The 19,921-nt window shown below is 46.1% G+C and carries 23 protein-coding genes and 1 pseudogene; 15 read left to right on the top strand and 9 right to left on the bottom strand.

Annotated features, from left to right (window positions below; all coding sequences use genetic code 11):
• Positions 1 to 291: 291 nt before the first annotated feature.
• Entirely contained in the window at positions 292 to 1,077 is a 786-nt protein-coding gene (locus QUA88_RS27280; protein ID WP_333057772.1) for a PspA/IM30 family protein, read from the bottom strand.
• Between the two features lie 70 nt (positions 1,078 to 1,147).
• Between QUA88_RS27280 and QUA88_RS27275 the strand changes: the two genes are divergently transcribed.
• Positions 1,148 to 1,324, top strand: a complete 177-nt coding sequence (locus QUA88_RS27275) for a hypothetical protein (RefSeq protein WP_333057771.1) — start codon at positions 1,148 to 1,150, stop codon at positions 1,322 to 1,324.
• A 54-nt stretch (positions 1,325 to 1,378) separates the two neighbouring features.
• On the opposite strand, the gene QUA88_RS27270 is transcribed toward QUA88_RS27275, so the two are convergent.
• Positions 1,379 to 2,083: a PspA/IM30 family protein gene (locus QUA88_RS27270; RefSeq protein WP_333212416.1), complete on the bottom strand. Its 705-nt coding sequence runs from the start codon at positions 2,081 to 2,083 to the stop codon at positions 1,379 to 1,381.
• Between the two features lie 268 nt (positions 2,084 to 2,351).
• Entirely contained in the window at positions 2,352 to 3,599 is a 1,248-nt protein-coding gene (locus tag QUA88_RS27265; protein ID WP_333057769.1) for a hypothetical protein, read from the bottom strand.
• Positions 3,600 to 4,097: 498 nt separating this feature from the next.
• Here QUA88_RS27265 and QUA88_RS27260 point away from each other — a divergent pair, with 498 nt between their 5' ends.
• Complete coding sequence (locus tag QUA88_RS27260) at positions 4,098 to 4,400, top strand: hypothetical protein (RefSeq protein WP_333057768.1); 303 nt, start codon at positions 4,098 to 4,100, stop codon at positions 4,398 to 4,400.
• 230 nt (positions 4,401 to 4,630) lie between these two features.
• On the opposite strand, the gene menB is transcribed toward QUA88_RS27260, so the two are convergent.
• Both menB and QUA88_RS27250 read right to left on the bottom strand, forming a co-directional pair.
• Complete coding sequence (gene menB, locus QUA88_RS27255; RefSeq protein ID WP_333057767.1) at positions 4,631 to 5,464, bottom strand: 1,4-dihydroxy-2-naphthoyl-CoA synthase; 834 nt, start codon at positions 5,462 to 5,464, stop codon at positions 4,631 to 4,633.
• A gap of 286 nt (positions 5,465 to 5,750) precedes the next feature.
• Entirely contained in the window at positions 5,751 to 6,347 is a 597-nt protein-coding gene (locus tag QUA88_RS27250) for a TerB family tellurite resistance protein (protein WP_333057766.1), read from the bottom strand.
• A gap of 75 nt (positions 6,348 to 6,422) precedes the next feature.
• Here QUA88_RS27250 and tadA point away from each other — a divergent pair, with 75 nt between their 5' ends.
• The 3 genes from tadA to QUA88_RS27235 all read left to right on the top strand — a co-directional run bounded on the left by tadA (position 6,423) and on the right by QUA88_RS27235 (position 8,502).
• Positions 6,423 to 6,923, top strand: a complete 501-nt coding sequence (gene tadA, locus QUA88_RS27245) for a tRNA adenosine(34) deaminase TadA (RefSeq protein WP_333108241.1) — start codon at positions 6,423 to 6,425, stop codon at positions 6,921 to 6,923.
• Between the two features lie 300 nt (positions 6,924 to 7,223).
• Positions 7,224 to 7,895, top strand: a complete 672-nt coding sequence (locus QUA88_RS27240; RefSeq protein ID WP_333057774.1) for a lysophospholipid acyltransferase family protein — start codon at positions 7,224 to 7,226, stop codon at positions 7,893 to 7,895.
• A gap of 226 nt (positions 7,896 to 8,121) precedes the next feature.
• The gene (locus QUA88_RS27235; RefSeq protein ID WP_333212411.1) at positions 8,122 to 8,502 is read left to right on the top strand and encodes a hypothetical protein; all 381 of its coding nucleotides are present in this window, start codon (positions 8,122 to 8,124) and stop codon (positions 8,500 to 8,502) included.
• A gap of 182 nt (positions 8,503 to 8,684) precedes the next feature.
• Here the strand turns inward: QUA88_RS27235 and QUA88_RS27230 are convergent, their stop codons facing one another.
• Together QUA88_RS27230 and QUA88_RS27225 are read right to left on the bottom strand one after the other, a co-directional pair.
• On the bottom strand, positions 8,685 to 9,449 hold the full coding sequence (locus QUA88_RS27230) for an ABC transporter ATP-binding protein (protein ID WP_333057763.1): 765 nt from the start codon (positions 9,447 to 9,449) through the stop codon (positions 8,685 to 8,687).
• Between the two features lie 751 nt (positions 9,450 to 10,200).
• Positions 10,201 to 10,860, bottom strand: coding sequence for a Uma2 family endonuclease (locus QUA88_RS27225; RefSeq protein WP_333057762.1), 660 nt, complete (start codon positions 10,858 to 10,860; stop codon positions 10,201 to 10,203).
• A 281-nt stretch (positions 10,861 to 11,141) separates the two neighbouring features.
• Between QUA88_RS27225 and gor the strand changes: the two genes are divergently transcribed.
• The 7 genes from gor (at position 11,142) to QUA88_RS27190 (ending at position 16,773) form a co-directional block, all read left to right on the top strand.
• Positions 11,142 to 12,485: a glutathione-disulfide reductase gene (gor, locus tag QUA88_RS27220; RefSeq protein ID WP_333057761.1), complete on the top strand. Its 1,344-nt coding sequence runs from the start codon at positions 11,142 to 11,144 to the stop codon at positions 12,483 to 12,485.
• A 375-nt stretch (positions 12,486 to 12,860) separates the two neighbouring features.
• Positions 12,861 to 13,403 carry an opioid growth factor receptor-related protein gene (locus tag QUA88_RS27215; protein ID WP_333274862.1) on the top strand — a complete coding sequence of 181 codons (543 nt, stop codon included), beginning with the start codon at positions 12,861 to 12,863 and terminating at the stop codon, positions 13,401 to 13,403.
• 294 nt (positions 13,404 to 13,697) lie between these two features.
• Positions 13,698 to 14,288 carry a sigma-70 family RNA polymerase sigma factor gene (locus QUA88_RS27210; RefSeq protein ID WP_333057759.1) on the top strand — a complete coding sequence of 197 codons (591 nt, stop codon included), beginning with the start codon at positions 13,698 to 13,700 and terminating at the stop codon, positions 14,286 to 14,288.
• Positions 14,285 to 14,731, top strand: a complete 447-nt coding sequence (locus QUA88_RS27205) for a hypothetical protein (RefSeq protein WP_333234110.1) — start codon at positions 14,285 to 14,287, stop codon at positions 14,729 to 14,731. Before QUA88_RS27210 ends, QUA88_RS27205 begins: the two co-directional genes overlap by 4 nt.
• A gap of 19 nt (positions 14,732 to 14,750) precedes the next feature.
• Positions 14,751 to 15,236, top strand: a complete 486-nt coding sequence (locus QUA88_RS27200; protein WP_333057757.1) for a Spy/CpxP family protein refolding chaperone — start codon at positions 14,751 to 14,753, stop codon at positions 15,234 to 15,236.
• Between the two features lie 101 nt (positions 15,237 to 15,337).
• Positions 15,338 to 16,033: a YqiA/YcfP family alpha/beta fold hydrolase gene (locus tag QUA88_RS27195; protein WP_333057756.1), complete on the top strand. Its 696-nt coding sequence runs from the start codon at positions 15,338 to 15,340 to the stop codon at positions 16,031 to 16,033.
• A gap of 32 nt (positions 16,034 to 16,065) precedes the next feature.
• Positions 16,066 to 16,773 (top strand): ROK family protein, encoded by a 708-nt coding sequence (locus QUA88_RS27190; RefSeq protein WP_333057755.1) that lies wholly within the window; start codon positions 16,066 to 16,068, stop codon positions 16,771 to 16,773.
• Between the two features lie 159 nt (positions 16,774 to 16,932).
• Here QUA88_RS27190 and QUA88_RS27185 read toward each other — a convergent pair whose 3' ends face one another.
• Positions 16,933 to 17,214: a WGxxGxxG family protein gene (locus QUA88_RS27185; RefSeq protein WP_333057754.1), complete on the bottom strand. Its 282-nt coding sequence runs from the start codon at positions 17,212 to 17,214 to the stop codon at positions 16,933 to 16,935.
• Positions 17,215 to 17,397: 183 nt separating this feature from the next.
• Here QUA88_RS27185 and QUA88_RS27180 point away from each other — a divergent pair, with 183 nt between their 5' ends.
• Both QUA88_RS27180 and QUA88_RS27175 read left to right on the top strand, forming a co-directional pair.
• On the top strand, positions 17,398 to 18,582 hold the full coding sequence (locus QUA88_RS27180) for a histidinol-phosphate transaminase (protein ID WP_333057753.1): 1,185 nt from the start codon (positions 17,398 to 17,400) through the stop codon (positions 18,580 to 18,582).
• Between the two features lie 53 nt (positions 18,583 to 18,635).
• Positions 18,636 to 19,031: a VOC family protein gene (locus tag QUA88_RS27175; RefSeq protein WP_333057752.1), complete on the top strand. Its 396-nt coding sequence runs from the start codon at positions 18,636 to 18,638 to the stop codon at positions 19,029 to 19,031.
• Positions 19,032 to 19,065: 34 nt separating this feature from the next.
• Here QUA88_RS27175 and QUA88_RS27170 read toward each other — a convergent pair whose 3' ends face one another.
• On the bottom strand, positions 19,066 to 19,644 hold the full coding sequence (locus tag QUA88_RS27170; protein WP_333057751.1) for a hypothetical protein: 579 nt from the start codon (positions 19,642 to 19,644) through the stop codon (positions 19,066 to 19,068).
• A gap of 58 nt (positions 19,645 to 19,702) precedes the next feature.
• Between QUA88_RS27170 and QUA88_RS27165 the strand changes: the two are divergent.
• Positions 19,703 to 19,846 (top strand): annotated as a pseudogene (locus QUA88_RS27165) (DUF2358 domain-containing protein); the annotation flags it as partial.
• Between the last annotated feature and the right edge of the window lie 75 nt (positions 19,847 to 19,921).

Here is a 19,921-nt window from a genome sequence, read left to right as displayed (position 1 = left end):
TAAAATCTAAAATCTAAAATCTAAAATCTAAAATCTAAAATCTAAAATCTAAAATCTAAAATCTAAAATCGATTGACCTCCCAAGCTAGCCCTCTTGCAAGGAATAAAATTACTCTATCACTTTTTAAACACTTAATTCCTTAAATCAATATAAATATAGTTGACATAATTCATAATTTGTGAATAGGAGAATTTGTCAAAAAAACTCCGACCTCCCAAGCTAGTCCTGTAGGTCGGCGGAGCATTCTATCAAACCTGCGATCTGAGAAATAAGTAAATTTTGATAGAGATTTACATTTTATTGAGCTGCGATCGCAATTCTTCCAACTCAGCATCAATCACCGGGCTCGACTCCGAGCTACTAGCTGCTGCCGTTTTACCCGCTGCAGGCAATTGACCTTGAGACACAGAACCCCCGGTAAGTTGAGCTTTCATCTGAGCCAACTCGTCGTCAACATCACCGCCGCTTTCAAGCAAGCGGAACTGTTCCTCTAAATTGCTGCCGCCGGCGGCGAGTTCTGCCGAAGCCCCCGCGCGAGCTTCAATCTGCAAAACTTTTTCTTCCATGCGATCGAAAGCTGCCATTGAACTGCCAGTATTCAGGGAGCCAATGGAATTGTTGAGCTGTTCCTGAGCTTTAGCAGCGGATATCCTCGCTTTGAGCATATCCTTCTTAGTCTTAGCTTCGGAAATTTTGCTCTCCAAACCGATCAAGTTGCGCTTGAGACTTTCCACCTGAGCCGATTGCTGATCCAGACTGGCTTTCAGGGTAGCCGCCGTTTCAGCGTGAGACTTTTTGCGAACTAGCGCTTCCCTGGCCAAAGTCTCGTCTCCTTTTTGCAGGGCTAGCTGAGCGCGCTGCTGCCACTGGTTAGACTGAGATTCAGCTTGATTGTACTGAGTCTGGGTACGCTTTTGAGTGGCGATCGCGCTGGCAACGGCCTGACGCAACTGCACCAAGTCTTCCTGCATATCCGTAACAGACTGTTCTAAAATCTTTTCCGGGTCTTCAGCTTTGTTGACCAGATCGTTAAGATTGGCTTTGACGACTCGGCTAATGCGGTCAAATAATCCCATAATGCTATTTTTCCTGGGTGAGGTGTACGAAGTAGGCGGAAAGCAGGCTTGATAGCCCTAGCCCGCAGTTGTGAAATTCACTCTGGTCAGATTTTTAGTGCGATTTAGTTTTTGGCAATTTTTGCAGACAGATAAATCCAGTTTAAAGCGATCGAGTAATGTGATGCAGGCAAGCTTATTCATGCACCTACCTCTTGAGTTTAACTTCGATCCGGGAATTCCCCAACAGGCTTCGAGCCATCTCTAGCTAGGCTGTTGAGAAGTTTTTGCTCGTCCCGACTCTTGTTCTGTTGTCTGGGGTTCAGGATGCGGGCGGCTCCCTCGACGGCAATTTGGGTGTATTGTTGCCCGGAAGCATTTGTGCTTTCATCGCCGCCAACTCGGTATCCACATCGTCGGCGCCTTCGAGAGAGAGAAACTTCTTTTCTAAATCATTAGTTCCGAGTTCTGCGATTGCTTCGGAGCGAGCTTCTAGCTCCATGACTTTCTCTTCCATCCGTTCAAACGCGCTCAAAGCGCTGCCGGTACTGAGATTGCCCATCATTTCTTGCAGCCTTTCCGACGATGCGGCCGATCGAGCTCGGGCAATGTACATATCTTTTTTAGATTTTGCCTCGGAAATTTTACTTTCGAGCGTCCGCATATTTTCTTTAAGTTTAGTCACAACAGCCGATTGCTGATCCAGACTGGCTTTCATCGCCGTTGCCGTTTCTTGATAAGATTTCTTGCGCGTCAGAGCTTCCCGCGCCAAATTTTCCTCGCCTTTTTGCAAAGCTAGCTGCGCCCGCTGATGCCATTCTGCTGCTGTAGACTCAGCTTGGGAGCACTGGCGTTCAGTGCGTTTTTGAGCTGCAATCGCTCCTGCCACAGCTTGTCTGAGCTGCACTAAGTCTTCCTGCATATCCATTACAGCCTGTTCCAGAATTTTTTCTGGGTCTTCGGCAGCCCCGACCAAACTGTTAATATTGGCTCGAATCACTCGCCATAGGCGATCGAATAATCCCATTTTGCCAGTCTCCCAATTTTAAACTTTAGAATTAAGACAGAGAAATCACCATTAAAAATTAAAAATGAATACTCATCAATCGTCTTTTTAATTTTTAATTGTGAAATTTTAATTCCCTCTAAGTTAGGTCGTCATGATTATTTTTAGGATGGGTAGGGCGCGAGCATTACCCATCAAAACTGAGCAAATGTTGGGTGAAGCGAAACCGAGGGTTCGTGCCTCGGCCCAACCTACTCCCCGATCATTAGTTTAATTGTCTTTGCCTAATTTATGGTTGATAGTATTGTGGCTTCACCCCTTTTTCTTGGAGTTCTTTCACCAAACGTTCTGCTGAGGCAGCATCGTTCAAAGCCCCCATTTGGATCTTGACACCCTTTGAGAAGTTTCGCACGTAGGCATCGGGAACAGCGGTTCTGGCTTGCTGCAGCGATTTTTCGTCGGTGTAATCGGTGACAACGTAATAGAAACCGTCGGCGGCCCGTGCAGGTCTTCCCAGCGGGGGTGTGGCGGCTGGGGATGCGGCGGCTGGGGATGCGGCGGCTGGCTGGGCTGGGGAGGCTGGCTGGGCTGGGGAGGCTGGCTGGGCTGGGGAGGGTGTTGGAGGCAGTGTCGGCAGTGTCGGCACTGGCTGGGCGGCGCTGGGGCTGGGAGTGGGAAGCAAAGCCGTGCTCAGATTGTTGAGTCCTTGTTCCCTGCCTCTGGCCGGGTTGCCGTCTTCTGTCGGAATCGGCACAGCCGCGCCCGGGCCCGGAGGCGCTGGCGGAGTTGGCGGGATTGATGCTTTTGGTGACGGGGAAGGAATCGGGCTGACTGTCGGCTTGACATTGCTGAGAGTGCTCAAATCTAGCTCGACAAATTCCTTGGATACCAGATTGGGAGCTTTCGGTAGTTCCTTGGTGCTGGTATCAGAGATGGCAGTAGAGGCGCGACTGTTGCTGGGAGAGGGTGAGGTGCGATCGAGCAAACGGTTCAGGCCGGCAATCTTAACTAGATTTGACGGGTACATGACTGCGTAGCCCAAAGCTGTGCATGACAGCAAAAACAGCAGCATCGAACTCAGTCCCAAGGGAGTTAACAAACTGGCGGCTAAACTGCGTTCTACTGTAGGCTCAGCTTTTGACTCGTCCAAACTTTCGATCAGTTTTTCGCTTGATTCGAGATACTTGTGGGGTGCCTGGGCACTGCTAGATAATTTTGTGCCACCCCTGGTAGTTGCTAGCGGGGCATCGCCCTGAGTGCCGGCAAGGGATAGCGGCAGCGATAGGGGCTGCTGGGTTTCCTCCGCAGTCTCCGGCGGCAAATTTTGGGCTAGCTGTTGCTCGGTTGTGGCTGTTTGCTTGCCGCTACGAACTGAGGGCGACACCCACTGTTCGGCGCGCCTCCTGTGCCTTCTGTATGTTGTCAGTTCTGCTTCTAGGTTTACATCTAGACTCCCCAGGACTGCTTGCAAAGCAGGGTTGATTGGGGTTGAAGAGGATTGATGATTTGGGGATTCAACCGAAGAACGCTTACTCATTAGCAAAACTCCTACCGCCTCTGAATTAATTTTAATATTTTGATTGTAGAGATAAACAAGAAGGTTGAAAACTTGCCTATTTTATGATTAGCTACTTTTGGCGTCAATGCAACAAGGGCCCGATCGCCGGCAGCTATTTTTCATTTTCATTTGAAAACTTAATTGTTGCTGTTTCCCGGAGGCTGCTTACCGACACTCTCAGCCAATTTTTGTATCCTGAGCTACCGCTTATTTGTGACCTTTCATACTCCTTGGGTATTTGTACTTTTTCTTGATCCCTAACGCCTTTATAAACTTTTAACCTATGTTTTTACCTATACAATGAGCAAGCACCGAGCTAATTGTTTCTATATATAACGAGATTATAAATAAATTATAAAATTTAATTATGCTTTGGGGATCGCTACAACCCAGACAGCATAAAGGTTGGGATGCTCTAAGGCAGACTAGCTCTGCAAGGGACAATTAGAGATGAAAATGATTTCCCTAAGAACTTTTATGCAAACCTCATTAACTTCACCTTTAACTTCAGCTTGTGGTCACTGCCGTCACTATACCCCTGAAGGCAGACGCGGGGGTGTTTGCGCTTTATTAGGCGGGCCGATTCAAAGTCACTGGAAAGCTTGTGCTTTAGCGGTTTCGCCTTTTAGGTCATCTTGGGAAAACATAGAAGAAATTGGACTGTGGCCAGAATCGACTCTGACGCTGCAGGATGCCACCGTCACTCTTTCTGAGCGCAATGCCTGCCAGCTTACAGGCACAACGTTAACCGAAAAATCCGCTGCAGCAGTCTCAGTTTAGTTCGTCGGCTGCCCTGCTGCTCATACCATTTTCGATTTTCGATTTTCGATAGGGGAATCACCGATCATTATCATGGTTTGCATCTGGCAAAGCAGTTTCATTCTTTTTTGGCAACAGGTATCAATACTGACACTTTTGGACGACAGGGTGCATTGGGCTTTACTAACTCAGAAAAATCAGCAGCATCTACTTTAATATGAGCGCATAAAAAAACTGATTTCTCCATCCAGTTATGGCAGCCAAGGATATTGACTAAAATCAGGTTCCCGTTTTTCTAAAAAGGCTTGTTTGCCTTCGGCGCCTTCCTGGGTCATATAGTACAGCAAAGTGGCATTTCCCGCCAGTTCTTGCAAACCGGCTTGACCGTCGCAGTCGGCATTAAAAGCGGATTTCAAGCAGCGAATCGCGATCGGACTTTTTTCGAGAATTTCCGCAGCCCACTGAATCCCTTCTATTTCTAGTTGTTCGACGGGCACGACGCAGTTGACTAAACCCATTTCTAGGGCTTGCTGCGCGCTGTACTGGCGACACAAAAACCAAATTTCTCTGGCTTTTTTCTGGCCGACTACTCTGGCGAGATAGCTAGCTCCGAAACCACCGTCGAAACTGCCGACTTTGGGGCCGGTCTGTCCGAAAATAGCATTGTCAGCAGCGATCGTCAAGTCGCAAATTAAGTGCAGAACGTGACCCCCTCCAATTGCGTAGCCTGCAACTAAAGCAATTACAACTTTGGGCATAGATCGAATTAACTTCTGCAAGTCGAGCACGTTCAACCGGGGTATGCCACCTTCGTCTACATATCCCGCCGAACCCCGCACGCTTTGGTCGCCGCCGGCGCAAAAGGCGTATTTCCCGTCTGTATGAGGCCCCGCACCGGTGAACAGGACAACGCCGATTTTTGTGTCTTCGCGGGCATCAGTAAAGGCATCGCACAGTTCCAGAACTGTTTTGGGACGGAAAGCGTTCCGTTTGTGAGGTCGATTGATGGTAATTTTGGCGGTGCCACCACTTTTGTGATAGAGAATGTCTTCGTAGGTTTTGGCGGTTTGCCATTCAATTTGCATAATCAATCAATTTTAGATTTGACACCAAGCTGGGTCTATCAAGGCAGCGACAAGTCGCTTTTAGATTTTAGAGGCATTCGGTTCAATGGGATACAAGGGTCGATCGACTCTTGCAAAAAAAAAATCAAGCGGGACTTAGGCCGAAACCAGGTTTTTGAGCAACATACGCCGTGCAGCGCTCTTGGTAGGTAAGAGCGCCCAATTCCCATCTCCAATGGAAACAGCGTCAAATCCTCGAAATCCTCTCTCACTACTTTGTACTGCCCAAAAATTTATAGGGGCTGGATTATTGGCGGAGTAAAATACTCAGCAAGTGCTTTGCTGCTTTGCCAAATACCGGATCGCGGGACTCAAATTCGCTGGGATCGAGTAAAGCTTGAACTTCGGCAAAAGCTTCTGAGTCGAGGGTTCCTTCTTTAGTAAATAAAGTGTCTATGACTGCAATGTGTCGGGAGTCGAGGCCGAGCCGATTGGCGATCGACTGTAAGTACATTTGCTCCCGCAGGTCGATGTGTCCGTCGGCCGCTGACATTTCGTAGCCGGAACCGATGAGCAACAGTTTTTCTGATTCTGAGAACAAAGCTGTCAGGGTTAGCAATTCCGTGGGGTTGAAGTAAACCTGCTGTTTCGATACTCCTTTGACAAGGCGCTGAATTAGTTCTACCCGATCGCGGTCGCCGCTGGCAAAGGCTTTGAGAGTCTTTTGCAGGCGTTCTTCTTCTTCAACTGCGATCGTCCTGTCAATAATCATCACTCCGCGCAGGATGGAAATCAGAGCCGTCAGAAACACTACCAAAGGAGTGATATCTTGTTCGCGCAGCTTTTGCCGACTAATGCGGCACAACAGCTCAACAATTTCAGTGGTAATCGTAGTGGTGTCCATAATTAAAGACTCTCGATTAAGCTGTAATGTAACTTTCTTTATCGATCTTAAGTTTTTCTGTTACTTAGGGATGACGTGAATTATAAAGCTGAGCCGTTGTCTATTAGTGAGACTACTTATTTTATTCACAAACGTTGGATGACTAGGGCTGTGGAACTGGCGCAAGCAGCGGGTGATGCTGGTGAAGTACCTGTGGGTGCTGCCATTGTTGACGGTACTGGCAAATTGATTGCCGAAGCGCAAAATCGGCGAGAGCGAGATTGCGATCCGACTGCTCACGCTGAAATCTTGGCTTTGCGCGCGGCAGGCAAAGTTTTGCAAGACTGGCATCTCAACCAATGCACGCTCTACGTAACGCTGGAGCCTTGCCCGATGTGCGCGGGTGCGATCGTCCAAGCTCGGATTGGTTTGCTGGTATACGGAGCAGATGACCCGAAAACTGGCACGATTCGGACTGCCGCTAATATTCCCGATAGCGCGCATTCGTGTCACCGCTTAGAGGTGCTCGGCGGTATTATGGAGTCTGTTTGCCGCGATCAGTTGCTTTCTTGGTTTGAAGCGCGCCGGAAAAATTAACAGGTAAAATTTTTTACTCTCTTCGGGGCGATGTTTAATTGAAATTGATCCTTTAACTGAAATAATAGATCCGTAATTGCCCGATCAAGCTTTCCAGGCGGCCGACTGCTCTGCATTAGTGCTGTCCGGTTGGCTGAGGTTTTACCTGTGACAGATTATCTCTTGCGGGCGCGATCGCTCGATCGGCACAAGGCCAATAGCAAAACTGTCCCGATCCAAAAACTAAAGATTTGACCAACACCTTACTTTAGACTTTATATCTCGATCAAGCAGTCCAGTAAATCATCTCTAGTGAAGCCAATGCCTGCCAAGGTAGCATCTAATACCTCTCGCGTTTCTCCTTGGTTAACCTCCTTGCTCTATCCGCTAGGTCACTATGTTGTCCTACCGTTTCATTTTGGCAAGATTGAGATAACCGGACAGGAGCACTTGCCGAAAGACGGGCCTGTCATCTTAGCCCCTACGCACCGCTCCCGGTGGGATGCCCTGATGATGCCCTATTCAACGGGACAGAAGGTGACTGGACGCGATTTGCGGTTTATGGTAACTGCTGATGAGGTCAAAGGACTGCAAGGTTGGTTCATCAGACATTTGGGGGGGTTTGCTGTGGATCTCAAGCATCCGGCAATTGGCAGTCTCCGTTATGGGGTGGAATTACTCCTCGACAAGGAAATGTTGGTGATTTTTCCCGAAGGCGGTATTTTTCAGGATGGCGAAGTTCATCCGATTAAGCCGGGATTGGCGCGTTTGGCAATGCAAGCAGAGTTGAGCAAACCGGGTTTGGGGGTGAAAATTGTACCGATGAGTATCCGCTATCGCCCGCGGATTCCTCAATGGGGTGCTCAGGTAAAAATTGCGATCGGTTCTCCGATTTCCGTGGCGGATTATGCCCATGGTGGCGGTGGTAAAAAAGAAGCACGATTGTTGACAGCCGATCTCGAAATGGCTCTTAAAAAGCTTGATGAAAGTTGAGAAGGAAGAAGGTTCGGCAACGGATTTTGTAACGGATGTAAAGGATAGAAGGAAGAAGGAAGTTCGGCAACGGATTTTGTAACGGATGTAACGGATGTAAAGGATAGAAGGAAGAAGGAAGAAGGAAGAAGGAAGAAGGAATTATGATATAATGTTTTCCGGTGCTGTGGAGAGATGCAGCACTTATTTCGCTGCTTTGTTATGTCTGTATTAAGTGTGAGCATTAATGGATTGTGCTTTGAACTTTAAGCCGGGTCAAATTGTCAGTTTAGAATGTGGAGATGCGTGCCTGCATTCAGAGGTGATCCAAGTGGTTGAGGCACGTCAAATTTGTTGGGTGCGCCCTTTAATGTTAGTTGTATTACTGTCAGGGAAGGATTTATCGGCGCAATGGTCGGAAGACTACACTTTATCCGATTTGCGGGATGGTGCTGATTTGCTGTGGCCGCTGAGTTTGTTCCGGGCTGCGCTGGATACTGAGGTGATTTCGCTGTTGACTCAGTTGCAGTCTCTGGATGCTGAGAAAAAGGATGGTGCGATCGCATCTCGGCAACTTAGAGATTTTGTCGATCGAGTTTGGGAAGCTTTTCCCAGTGCTTTTCATTAATCAGATATCTGGCGTTTTGTCTATTAGTCCGCCAGGGGTTGAAAACCCCTGTCTAATAGCTAAAGCCCTCTTGGATAGAAGTAATACCCTCTTGATTCTTCAGTCCGCTTGGAGTGGACTTCGTTTGTCTAGAAGCGATTTCACTCGCCCGATTTTCTTTTCGCTTTTCGCGGACTATTCTACTAAAATACCGCGTGTGAAAGTTCTTCCGGGTTGAGATTATTGTGAATAACTTTACCGTCGCGGAACCAGACAACGCGGCGAGTTTGACGCGCTACTTCGGGTTCGTGCGTTACCATCACAACAGTCATGCCGCTTTCGTTGAATTCTGTAAAAATATCCATTACTTCTTGAGTAGTTTTTGTATCCAATGCACCTGTAGGTTCATCAGCCAGCAACAACACGGGACGGTTGACAATAGCCCTGGCGATGGCTACCCGCTGCTGCTGTCCTCCTGATAGTTGATTTGGTCTGTTTTGCAGCCGACTTTCCAGCCCTACTTTTGTTAAAGCGTCTACTCCCCGTTCCCGTCTTTCTGCTGCGGGAATGCCAGCATAAACCATCGGTAACATGACATTTTCTAATGCTGTCAATTGAGGCAACAGGTGAAATTGTTGGAAGACAAAACCTAATTTTAAATTGCGAATTCCGGCTAATTCTGATTCGGGCATTTGGGCGACATCTACGCCGTCTAAGTAGTAACTGCCGCTCGTAGGTCGATCGAGACAGCCGATAATATTCATAGCTGTAGATTTGCCCGATCCCGATGCGCCCATAATCGAGCAATATTCTCCTTGTCTTACGGTCAAGCTGACGCCGTTTAAGGCGCGAACTTCCAGGTCGCCAATCCCGTAAACTTTTGTTACCTCTTCCAGACCGACAACAACGGGCTTTGAGAGGACTTGCGGGTCGAGGTCTTGGTATGTATCGGTTTGTAGTTCAGGCATTTTTTTCTGTGCGATCGACACAACTAACTACTAACTTAACACTTCTTATCGGTTTTGGCGGCGGTCGTGGCGATCGTTTGGACGCTAATTTTAGTATCAGGCGTCAATCGATTTTAGATTTTAGATTTTAGATTTTAGATTGAAGCATTGACAAGGCCCAAAAACGGATACAAGCTCCCGACTTAAGTCGTGGAAAGATAAAAATTTTAGACCCTAGTTCAAGCTCCCAGATTTATCTGTGGGGTAAATCTAAAATCTAAAATCTAAAATCTAAAATCGACTGACTTGCGCGAGATAAATTAGGGGGGAAAGTTTCATCGGATACAGGTTTTTTATCTCTGGGTTCTGAGTCTCCGAAGGAATGAATCTAGGGGCTTGTATTCTGGATGCTTTCGGTCATTGCAAATGCACCGGAGTAGAGTGAACCAATCCCGAAGAATGGAGATTGCTTCGCGACTTTAAACAAGTGGGACAAATTGTAATTATGGAACTTACACAAAGGTGGTGAGAAACCTGGTTTTTTCACGAACATCATTCGCTACAGCGCGCATAAACCATAAAAAACCCGGTTTCTGTGGTCTTGATGCGTAAGCCCTAAATTCAACAATAGAGCTCTTGCAAAAATGCTGAGACCCCTTCCCAACCCTCCCCGAAGTCGCGGGGAGGGAGCCTAATTTTTCTTGCTTCCCCCCTTAGCAAGGGGGGACTGAGGGGGGTGTTTTTGACCTTTGCAAGAGGTCTAATTTGTCGCTTAAATGCTCTCAGGATCGATGTTCAATTCGCGCAGTTTTGCTGCCAAACGTTCGGCTCTTTGAGCTTCTTGTTCGGCACGCTGGCGGTTTAATTCCCCCTGTTCCTCCAATTCCGCATAGGAAAGAAACCTTTGTCCATCGGGTCGATAAATTTCTAACCCAGCTTCGCCCAACTCAAATCGTACTCCCAATCTCGGACTTACCCAGCCCTCCATCGGCTCAATTATTTCTAAGTTTCCTTCAATTCTTTGCCAACCGCTCAAATCGTTGCTTTCGGGATCGTAAAGGTAATATTCATCGACTCCATAGCGATTGTAAAATGAAAGTTTTTTGTACATCTTGGTTTGTCTGTCGTTGTGAGAGCGAATCTCAAAGGCAACTTGGGGAGCAATATTATCTTCGTTAAATTGCAGGTAGGAACGTCGATCGCCTTTTGGTCTGCCAAATATTACCATGACATCCGGTGCTTGAGAAATGTCTGGTCTACCTTCAACTGGATACCACAGTAAATCGGCTGCTACAAACACGTTTGGGTCGTTTTTAAACAGCGATTCGCAACCTTCTTTGATTTTGACGATTAATTTGTATTGAATTGTGCTATCTGCCATTGGTTGACCGTCGCTGCATGGATAAATAATTTGTTCGGTCGTGACTTGCATGGTGGTTGTCTCCGAGAACTATAATTAGCTATTTCCTCATCTGCCGCAGAAAAAAAATTTACATTTTTATATGTTTCTTGTCGGTCGCTTGTGCTATAGTCTAATAATGGGAGTGTGAGCAATTTTAAAATTAATGCAAATATTCCTATTATTAAATAATACCTCAGTAAGCGCAAAAAGTAAAGTAGTTGACCCCAAAAAAAACAAAATTTTTTTGAGATATCATTAAGAAAAGTAAAGCGTAAAATTGGTAAGTGGGCGATAAGAAGGTACAGACAATTATGACATACGACTACGACTTGTTTGTGATAGGTGCGGGTTCCGGCGGATTGGCGAGTTCCAAGCGAGCAGCATCCTACGGCGCAAAAGTGGCGATCGCCGAAAATGACTTAGTAGGCGGAACCTGCGTAATTCGCGGCTGTGTCCCCAAAAAACTCATGGTGTACGCCTCCACATTTTCGCACCTTTACGAAGATGCGGTGGGCTACGGTTGGAGTCCAGTAGAAAGCAGCTTTGATTGGGAAAAACTTGTCACCACGGTAGACACAGAAGTGCGCCGACTCAGCAAACTGCACATCAGCTTTCTTGAAAAAGCCGGAGTCGAATTAATCTCAGGATACGCCAAATTTATTGACCCCCATACCGTCGAAGTTGGTGACAGAAAAATCACCGCCGCCAAAATCTTAATTGCAGTGGGCGGTGAAGCCCATCGCATTGACATTCCCGGTATCGAACACGCGATTACTTCCCGTGAAATCTTCTTGCTAAAAGAGCAGCCAAAACGCTTAGCAATTTGGGGCGGTGGCTACATCGGCGTCGAATTTGCCTGCATCATGAACGGGTTGGGAAGCCAAGTAACTCAAATCATCCGGCGCGATCAAATTTTGCACTACTTCGACGCAGAAATTCGCGCCAACGTGCAAGAAGGAATGATTAAGCACGGAATCGAATTTTTGACAGAAAGCTCGATCGCACAAATTGAGAAAACCCCAGAAGGTTTAAAATTAACTCTGTCGGGAAAATCTGAAGGAACGCTAATAGTAGACGCCCTGTTGTGCGCTACCGGGCGCTTACCAAATTTAGAAAAATTGGGTTTAGAAAATGCGGGGGTAGAAACCGATAAAGGTGCGATCGCAGTTACCAAAGACAGCCGCACCAGTCAGCCCCACATTTTTGCAGTGGGAGATTGCACCAACCGCATCAATTTAACGCCAATTGCGATCGCCGAAGGCCGCGCTTTTGCAGATACTGAATTTGGTAATAACCCCAGATCGATCAGTCACGAAAATGTTGCATCAGCAGTATTTTCGCAGCCGGAAGCAGCTACAGTTGGCTTAACAGAAGAGGAAGCTAAAGCCAAGTTTCCCGAATCAATTAAGTGCTATACAGCCAAGTTTAGACCCATGTTTCATTCTTTGACAGGTGCAGATGAGAAAACTTTTGTCAAGTTAGTTGTTGAAACTAATACTGACAGAGTTTTGGGTGTGCACATGGTTGGGAAAGACGCGGGCGAGATTATTCAAGGAATGGCGATCGCGGTTAATATGGGGGCTACGAAGAAAGACTTCGACGCGACTATTGGCATTCACCCATCGACTGCTGAAGAGTTTGTGACTCTGCGGTAAAGCGGGGGAAGCAGTCAGGGGTTTAAACCCCTGGCTAATAGCTAAAGTCGGTTGAAACTGAAATCTTGCACCAATCTCAATAAAGGGCTATTGGTGGGGTTGGGGCGGGTTTATTTAACCTATCTGCAACCGGAGAGGCTGTTGGCGAACCCGCCCCTACAGGTAATTGCGAATGGTGCAAGATGTGAGTTAAAACTGACTGAAGAACAACATTCTTAAAAATCTTTAGGGGCGGGTTCACCAATAGCTTAAACAGATACCCAAAGAGTCAAAAACCGCCCCCACCCCGCGATAAATTCCTTTATTTATATTGGTGTAACATCTCAGTTTTAACCGACTGAAGAGTAACATTCTGATTTTTTGTATAGCAGATTAATGAGTAATTCAACCAAACAAAACAAAATTTTAGCATTCTATCTCGGTCAGCAGCCTGATTCTCAAGGTCGGGCGATCGAGGATATTTGGTCGTGGGATTACCAGAAGCTGGAATCCGTGCACAATTACATTCAATGGCTGTTTCCGCTGAGAGAAAAGAGTCGCTTTAATTCCAGTGCTCCAACTTTAAATGATGAGGTAATTAAAGCTTTTAGAACAAGTGAAGAGTTGAGAAGTCGCTTATTCAAATCTCTAAAAGTCATGCTGGCGTTTTACGGGTTGGAATGCCGCGAAGGGGAAAACGCAGAAATTGTAATTGCGAAATCAGAGAAATATTTTTTAAAAAAAAGACAGTGGATTGAAAAATTTAATCACAACTATTTGCGGCTGACTAGGATTCTCACAAGTTTAACAGAGTTGGGATTAAAAAATTATGCTTTGGCTCTTTTTAAATGTTTAGATGATATCTATAATGAAGACAAAAAAAGTATTGGTTTAGAAACTTATACTTATTGGAAAAATGCTGTAAATAGTTATAAATAACATCTTGCATTATTGTTAAGAACGGGCTCTTCGGCCCGTTCCACAATAAAATTGAGTTTTGTGGAACAGGTCTCTTGCCTGTTAGGGGCGGGCTAGAAGCCCAACCTTTACTGCCCACAATAAAATTTATTTAATTTTTGTGGAACAGGCCGGAAAGCCTGTTACTGACATTGGTGCAGTTTTCCAGCCCAAGCGGATTCATGCTCAAAATAAAATTTTAAATGATTTGAACCTTTTTCGCGATCGCCCTGTCTAAACACTTCAGATAACGAACTGGTGGGGGAGACTTCACAGGTGTTAGCTGTGTCAGCCAATGTTTTAATCGATGACTGTTCCGACTCGGACTTAGTTGCTCAATGTTTAAAGGGCGATCGCACTTGCTTTCGCTACCTTTACCAACGCTACCAACTCAAAGTCAGGTCAACCCTTTACCAACTCTGCGGCCCCTCGCTTCTTGACGATTTAGCACAAGAAGTATTCCTGCGAGTCTGGAAAGGATTGCCCAAACTCAAGCACCAGGAAAACTTTTCTACTTGGCTTTATCGAATCACTTGGAATGTGGCTTCCGACCAAAGACAAGCATTTGCTAAACAGCATTCTTTTGACTCCCAACTCAAAAATCAAGAAACAATGGATCGGGTTATTCTCAAAGATAACACATCGGACTTGATGCAGTTGCACTATCAAGATTTAGTGCAGCGCGGACTGGAGCAATTGAGCTTTGAACACCGCAGCGTTTTGGTGCTGCACGACTTAGAAGACATCCCGCAAAAAGAAGTAGCCCAAATTTTGGGACTGCCTGCGGGAACTGTCAAATCTCGCGTGTTTTATGCCCGAAATGCTGTGCGGCAATTTTTGCAAAAAGAAGGTGTCAGCGAGCTATGAATAACCCAAGCAGCGACCAAGAGTTAGTTAATTTCTTGAAGCAACATCGCGCCAATATTCCTGAAGCTGCACCAGATTTAGAGCAAAAAATTCTAGCAGCAATAGAAACTAATCATGCGAGCCTTCTTAATGAAAAACACCGGGAAAAAAGGCGAGTAACTACGTCACCTAAGTCTCATGACAGGTTAAAAATATCATCTGTTTCTAAGTGGGCTGTGTCGTCTGCGATTGCTGCTAGCCTGCTACTTTTTTGGTCTGGCTACCGTCCGTTTGAGACTGCACAATTACCAGATGAGGAAACAGCTAACTTAGAAGCATTTTTAGTGACTAACTGGGAGGGTGTACTCCATGACTCTCCCCAAGAAACTATGACCGATCGCCCGCCAACAGACTGGTTGAATTTCCCTGTTTCCTCGGAAAGCGAACCGCCAACAAATAAGTAATATCAAAGAGGTAATTTTCATGTCAATTCGTCGTATTTCTGCCCTAGCCGTTTTAATGCTGACTCTCGGCAGCACAGCCGCAGCAATAGCAGTTCCTAATCCTTTAGAACCGGAAACAATTGCCCAAAATCAGCGACCAAATCGACCCGCTGGCAAGGAAGGCGGGATGTTTGAGCAACTGAATTTAAGCGCTGACCAAAAGCAGCAAATGCAAGCAGTTCGCGATCGCTACAAAGACCAACTTTCCCAGCGAATGCAAGCAGTTCGCCAAGCCCGACAAGAATTGGACACGATGATGTCCGGCACGGCAAATGCCAGCGAAATTCGTGAAAAACACCGTCAAATAATGGGATTGAGACAGCAGTTTGAAGAGGTGCAATTTGAAAATACACTCGCAATGCGAGAAGTGCTCACGCCTGAACAGCGCAGCCAATTCGCTCAACTGATGCAGCAGCGCCGACAAAATGCTAAAAACCGGATGCAAAACCGTCAAAAACCGCAGTAATAGTGCCATTTTGTTCACGGCTTATTAGAGCCCCGACTTCTTAAAGAAGTCGGGGCTGTGGGTGTTATAATTAATATTTGTTGTTAAATATCAATTACTGAATGAATTTAAAAAACCATTCGAGTTACATTTATTTACACGGATTTGCATCAAGTCCCGATTCCCTTAAGGCAAGATATTTCCGAGATTGCTTTTCGTCCCTAGAAATTGACCTAAAAACTCCCGATCTCAATCAAAACGATTTTTCCGGTCTCACCCTCACCCGCCAGTTGCAGCAAATAGAAACAGAATTTTTGCAAACCGCTAATTCGATATCCTCCCCATCGGCAGATAAGGAACAATTAGGGGGAGTTACAATAATTGGGTCTAGTTTTGGGGGGCTGACAGCGGCTTGGTTGGCCCAGCGACAATTGTCAGTAAAACAAATAGTTTTGTTAGCACCGGCTTTTCAATTTATCTCCCACTGGCTGCCGCTGTTGGGACAGCAACAGTTAGAAAAGTGGCAGTCGGAGAAATATTTGCCCGTTTACCACTACGGCGAACAAGGTTATCTGCCGCTGAATTATCAGTTTTTGGCAGATATGGCTCAATACCCTGAAGAAAAATTAATGCGGTCAGTCCCTACGTTAATCCTTCACGGCCAGCATGATACAATAATACCGATTCAAGCTAGCAGAGATTTTGCCGCTAACCGTCCCTGGGTGCAATTAATCGAATTAGAAGACGATCATTCTTTGGGAAATGTCCTAGCGGAAATTTGGGAAGCGATTCAAAAGTTTTGCCAATTCAAAAATTAAAATTTGACCAACTTGCAAGTCTTAACAATCAAATGACTCAACAAGATCGATCGACTCGCACCTTAGCCGTTGACATTGGCGGAAGTGGCATAAAAGTTATGGTTTTGGACAATGAAGGCGAGCCCCAAACGGAACGCAGCCGTTTAGAAACGCCTCAACCACCGAAACCGGAACCCGTATTAGAGGCGATCGCCTCTTTAGCAAGCGGACAAGGGGAATTTGACCGAGTATCCGTCGGTTTTCCCGGCGTCGTGCGTCTAGGCGTCATCAAAACCGCAGTGAATTTAGATCCGTCTTGGATAGATTTTGACCTAGAAACTACCCTCAAAGATCGCTTGGGAAAACCTGTGCGAGTGGCTAACGATGCCGATATTCAAGGATTGGGAGCAATTGCTGGGACGGGGCTAGAATTAGTAATTACCCTGGGCACCGGTTTCGGTTCTGCCTTATTTGTCGATGGTATCTTGGTGCCAAATCTAGAATTAGGACATCACCCGTTTCGCAAAGGGGAAACTTACGAACAGCAATTAGGGCGATCGGCATTAGATACAGTCGGTTCCAAAAGATGGAATCGCCGTTTGGAAAAAGCGCTCACCTATCTGCAAAATCTCTTTAACTGCGATCGCATTTACATCGGCGGCGGCAATACTAAAAAGATTGCTGTTGAGTTACCGCCGCAGGTTAAAATAGTACCAAATGTGAGCGGTTTATTGGGCGGGATTGCTTTGTGGCGTGATTGAATAAACAAACTTTGTGACCAAAATACCCAAATATATCAAAGAAACCGGATTTGTTACTCGGATTAAAGGCAATAATCCAGTCTTTCGGTAAAAAACCCGGTTTCTGAATCCACGACGGTTGATTTGGTTTTTTGGCTGGTGCGATGGCAGTTTAAAAAATTATTCGCCCATCGGATCGCGGTAGCGTTTGGGTTCATCCTTGCGAAAGAGATTCGCCAAACCGAGGATGCCCAACAAACCCAAAGCACCCCAATGATTGTTGTCTTCCTTGCTTTCTTGAAGGGGAGTGGTGTCTAGAATAACTCGATTAGAATCAGTATTGTTCTGTGCCGGAGCTGAGTCCGTTTGAGCCCAGGCAGGCGCTGAAGGGAGAATCGCCACACTCAAAGCTATGAGGGTAGCGGCGGCACTTTTAGATATATCGGAAGGCTTGACTTTCATACTTGGTTTCCACATATTAGCAGTTACTTTCTAAGAATAATCACTTGGCCGCAGCCGACGCATCAATCGATCGACAGAAACTCAATTCCTTCTCTCCTCTTGCTTTCGAGATAGAACAAGCTCTATGCTAAGTTCAGATGCTTCTAAGCAGATAATCTAAAATAAAAAGTCGTAAATTATACCATGCTTCCCTTTATCCGAAAAGAGTTAGCCGAACTTACCGCATACACTCCCCATCCGGGCGGCACATCAGGAGAACCAGCGCACTCGGAAAGTGCGATCGATCGCCTTGATACCAACGAATGCCCCTATGACTTGCCAGAAGAATTAAAAAAAAAGCTAGCTTGGACTTACCAGCAGTTAATTGAGACAAATCGCTATCCCGACGGAGGCCACGCAGCGCTCAAAGAGGCGATCGCCCAATACGTCAATGAATCCCTAAATGTCCCCCCCAACAAGGGGGGGCTAGGGGGGGTTACAGTGCCAAAAACCGCCATTACAGCCGACAATATTTCTGTGGGTAACGGTTCCGACGAACTAATTAGATCCATCTTAATAGCTACTTGCTTAGGCGGTACAGGCTCTATTTTCGTTGCGAATCCCACCTTTTCGATGTATGGAATAATCGCCCAAACCCTCGGAATTCCCGTTGTCAGTGTTCAGCGGAAAGAGGAGAATTTTGAAATCGATATCGAGGCGGCTAAAAGGGCCATAGCCCAAAATCAAAATCCCCCCGTGCGCGCCGTCTTTGTCGTTCACCCCAATTCGCCCACAGCCAATGCTTTGACAGCAGATGAAATAAAATGGTTGTCAAACTTACCCGAAGAGATATTAGTAGTAATTGACGAAGCCTATTTTGAATTCAGCCAAAATACTTTAGCAGACCAATTGCACCATCACCCGAATTGGATAATTTTGCGGACATTTTCCAAAGCATTTCGACTAGCATCAATGAGAGTCGGATATGCGATCGCCCATCCCGAACTTACAGCCGCCTTAGAAAAAATTCGCCTCCCCTACAACCTTCCCAGTTTCTCGCAAACTGCAGCCGAGTTAGCCCTAGCGCAGCGACAGTTATTGCTAGCAACCATTCCCGAAACTCTATCAGAAAGAGCAAAATTAATTGCAGCCCTAACTCAGCATCAAAAATTGCAAGTTTGGCCGAGTGCGGCTAACTTTGTTTACCTGCGGGCGAAAGCCGGCGAGGGCGAATCTGCCGAACAGGAACACAAACAAATCATGCAGCAGCTAAAAGAGGGAGGTACTTTAATTAGGCATACTGGAGGAGGTTTGCGAATTACGGTGGGTAGCCCGGAGGAAAATCAGCGGACAGTCGATCGCATAGGAGAAATTTTTGACAAGTCATAATATTCGGTATCCCGTTTCTGCTTAACACAAAAATAACTTGGGAGAAGATATATATGCTTCAAGGAAAGGTTTTACGGGTTGCTCGTCCAACGGATTACCTCGATCGAGTTGTTCATTTCTACACAGAGGGTTTAGGGCTGCAAATCCTCGATAGTTTTGAAAACCATGAAGGTTTTGACGGAGTAATGGTTGGGATGCCAGGAGAAAGCCACCACTTTGAATTCATCCATCAACGGGGACATATTGTAGGTGGCGCTCCAACTCAAGACAATCTTATCGTCTTTTACCTTCCTAACCACCAAGAATGGCAGCAGGTTGTTGAGCGAATGAAAGCAATGGGATTTGAGCCTGTAAACTCCTACAATCCCTACTGGGACAAAGATGGAGTGACCTTTGAAGACCCAGATGGCTATCGAGTAGTTTTGCAGAATGCCGAGTGGAGCTTGTAGCAGCGCGATCACACCATAAGGTATCTACACCAATTTATAACTGATCATTTCCTTGCCGCGCCGCCCGAAGGGTTTGAGGAAATACGCCTACTAAAAGTGCCAAAGCTTCATCGGGAATTTGTGCCACCGTTTCCGAATCCAAATATTGTTCAAACTGAGTTAAAACCATGTGTGCGCGTTCCAAAGCTGTAGGCTTTGCCGTTAACTGTTCCATTAACCGCACCCACTGCCGCCGAATTCCCAAAGCTTTCTGTATTTCTTGGGGAGAGTGAGGGCAAACCAAACAAAAATCGCCCACGGGAATAGCCTGCACAGAGTCAACATCAAAAGCGCCCCCAACGGCAGCCCCAGGCCCGGCAAACTCCGCGTGGAAACGTTTAATCAAAATTAGGCCGTTCCGGCGACGGCTATCTACCATCAACAGCTTGCCGCTGTTGATTTCTGCGAGAATGTCAGAGGAGTGGGGGTGTTCTGTCAAATCTGTGCCAAGGTTTCGATGTCGCAAGTCCGGGTCAGCAGAAAGGCCGAGGGGGACAATATAATTAGAGGTAAGATTAGAGCTGGTTGAAGTATCAATTTTTTTCTCCTCCCGCTGCCGATCGAGATTATTCATTTAAAGTTATAAATTAATACTGTCACAAGGTGGTAGTTTGAGCGCGATCGAATATCAAATGCAGGTAGAACAAGCAGTAGATACCCTGAAAGCGGATCTCCCGACGCTTTTTGAGAAAGACATCTCCTACGACATCTACACAAAAGATGTTTATTTTCAAGACCCTGTTAACAAATTTAAAGGAAAAATCAACTATCGCATTAAGTAGGTCGGTATAAAAAAACAAAGGTAAGTAAAGAAATGTTAACAACTAGAATTGGAACTGAATTTAAAGCGA

It is taken from the genome of Microcoleus sp. D3_18_C2 (assembly GCF_036702395.1).
Classification (GTDB): domain Bacteria; phylum Cyanobacteriota; class Cyanobacteriia; order Cyanobacteriales; family Microcoleaceae; genus Microcoleus.
Note: the sequence above shows the minus strand (reverse complement) of the source record. Positions and strands in the feature narration are given on the sequence as shown.

Bases quoted from the DNA above. Each gene is read 5' to 3' on its own strand.
- QUA88_RS27280 (WP_333057772.1), bottom strand. From the start codon at position 1,077: ATGGGATTATTTGACCGCATTAGCCGAGTCGTCAAAGCCAATCTTAAC.
- QUA88_RS27270 (WP_333212416.1), bottom strand. From the start codon at position 2,083: ATGGGATTATTCGATCGCCTATGGCGAGTGATTCGAGCCAATATTAAC.
- QUA88_RS27265 (WP_333057769.1), bottom strand. From the start codon at position 3,599: ATGAGTAAGCGTTCTTCGGTTGAATCCCCAAATCATCAATCCTCTTCA.
- QUA88_RS27260 (WP_333057768.1), top strand. From the start codon at position 4,098: ATGCAAACCTCATTAACTTCACCTTTAACTTCAGCTTGTGGTCACTGC.
- menB (WP_333057767.1), bottom strand. From the start codon at position 5,464: ATGCAAATTGAATGGCAAACCGCCAAAACCTACGAAGACATTCTCTAT.
- QUA88_RS27250 (WP_333057766.1), bottom strand. From the start codon at position 6,347: ATGGACACCACTACGATTACCACTGAAATTGTTGAGCTGTTGTGCCGC.
- QUA88_RS27240 (WP_333057774.1), top strand. From the start codon at position 7,224: ATGCCTGCCAAGGTAGCATCTAATACCTCTCGCGTTTCTCCTTGGTTA.
- QUA88_RS27235 (WP_333212411.1), top strand. From the start codon at position 8,122: ATGGATTGTGCTTTGAACTTTAAGCCGGGTCAAATTGTCAGTTTAGAA.
- QUA88_RS27230 (WP_333057763.1), bottom strand. From the start codon at position 9,449: ATGCCTGAACTACAAACCGATACATACCAAGACCTCGACCCGCAAGTC.
- QUA88_RS27225 (WP_333057762.1), bottom strand. From the start codon at position 10,860: ATGCAAGTCACGACCGAACAAATTATTTATCCATGCAGCGACGGTCAA.
- gor (WP_333057761.1), top strand. From the start codon at position 11,142: ATGACATACGACTACGACTTGTTTGTGATAGGTGCGGGTTCCGGCGGA.
- QUA88_RS27215 (WP_333274862.1), top strand. From the start codon at position 12,861: ATGAGTAATTCAACCAAACAAAACAAAATTTTAGCATTCTATCTCGGT.
- QUA88_RS27205 (WP_333234110.1), top strand. From the start codon at position 14,285: ATGAATAACCCAAGCAGCGACCAAGAGTTAGTTAATTTCTTGAAGCAA.
- QUA88_RS27200 (WP_333057757.1), top strand. From the start codon at position 14,751: ATGTCAATTCGTCGTATTTCTGCCCTAGCCGTTTTAATGCTGACTCTC.
- QUA88_RS27195 (WP_333057756.1), top strand. From the start codon at position 15,338: ATGAATTTAAAAAACCATTCGAGTTACATTTATTTACACGGATTTGCA.
- QUA88_RS27190 (WP_333057755.1), top strand. From the start codon at position 16,066: ATGACTCAACAAGATCGATCGACTCGCACCTTAGCCGTTGACATTGGC.
- QUA88_RS27185 (WP_333057754.1), bottom strand. From the start codon at position 17,214: ATGAAAGTCAAGCCTTCCGATATATCTAAAAGTGCCGCCGCTACCCTC.
- QUA88_RS27180 (WP_333057753.1), top strand. From the start codon at position 17,398: ATGCTTCCCTTTATCCGAAAAGAGTTAGCCGAACTTACCGCATACACT.
- QUA88_RS27175 (WP_333057752.1), top strand. From the start codon at position 18,636: ATGCTTCAAGGAAAGGTTTTACGGGTTGCTCGTCCAACGGATTACCTC.
- QUA88_RS27170 (WP_333057751.1), bottom strand. From the start codon at position 19,644: ATGAATAATCTCGATCGGCAGCGGGAGGAGAAAAAAATTGATACTTCA.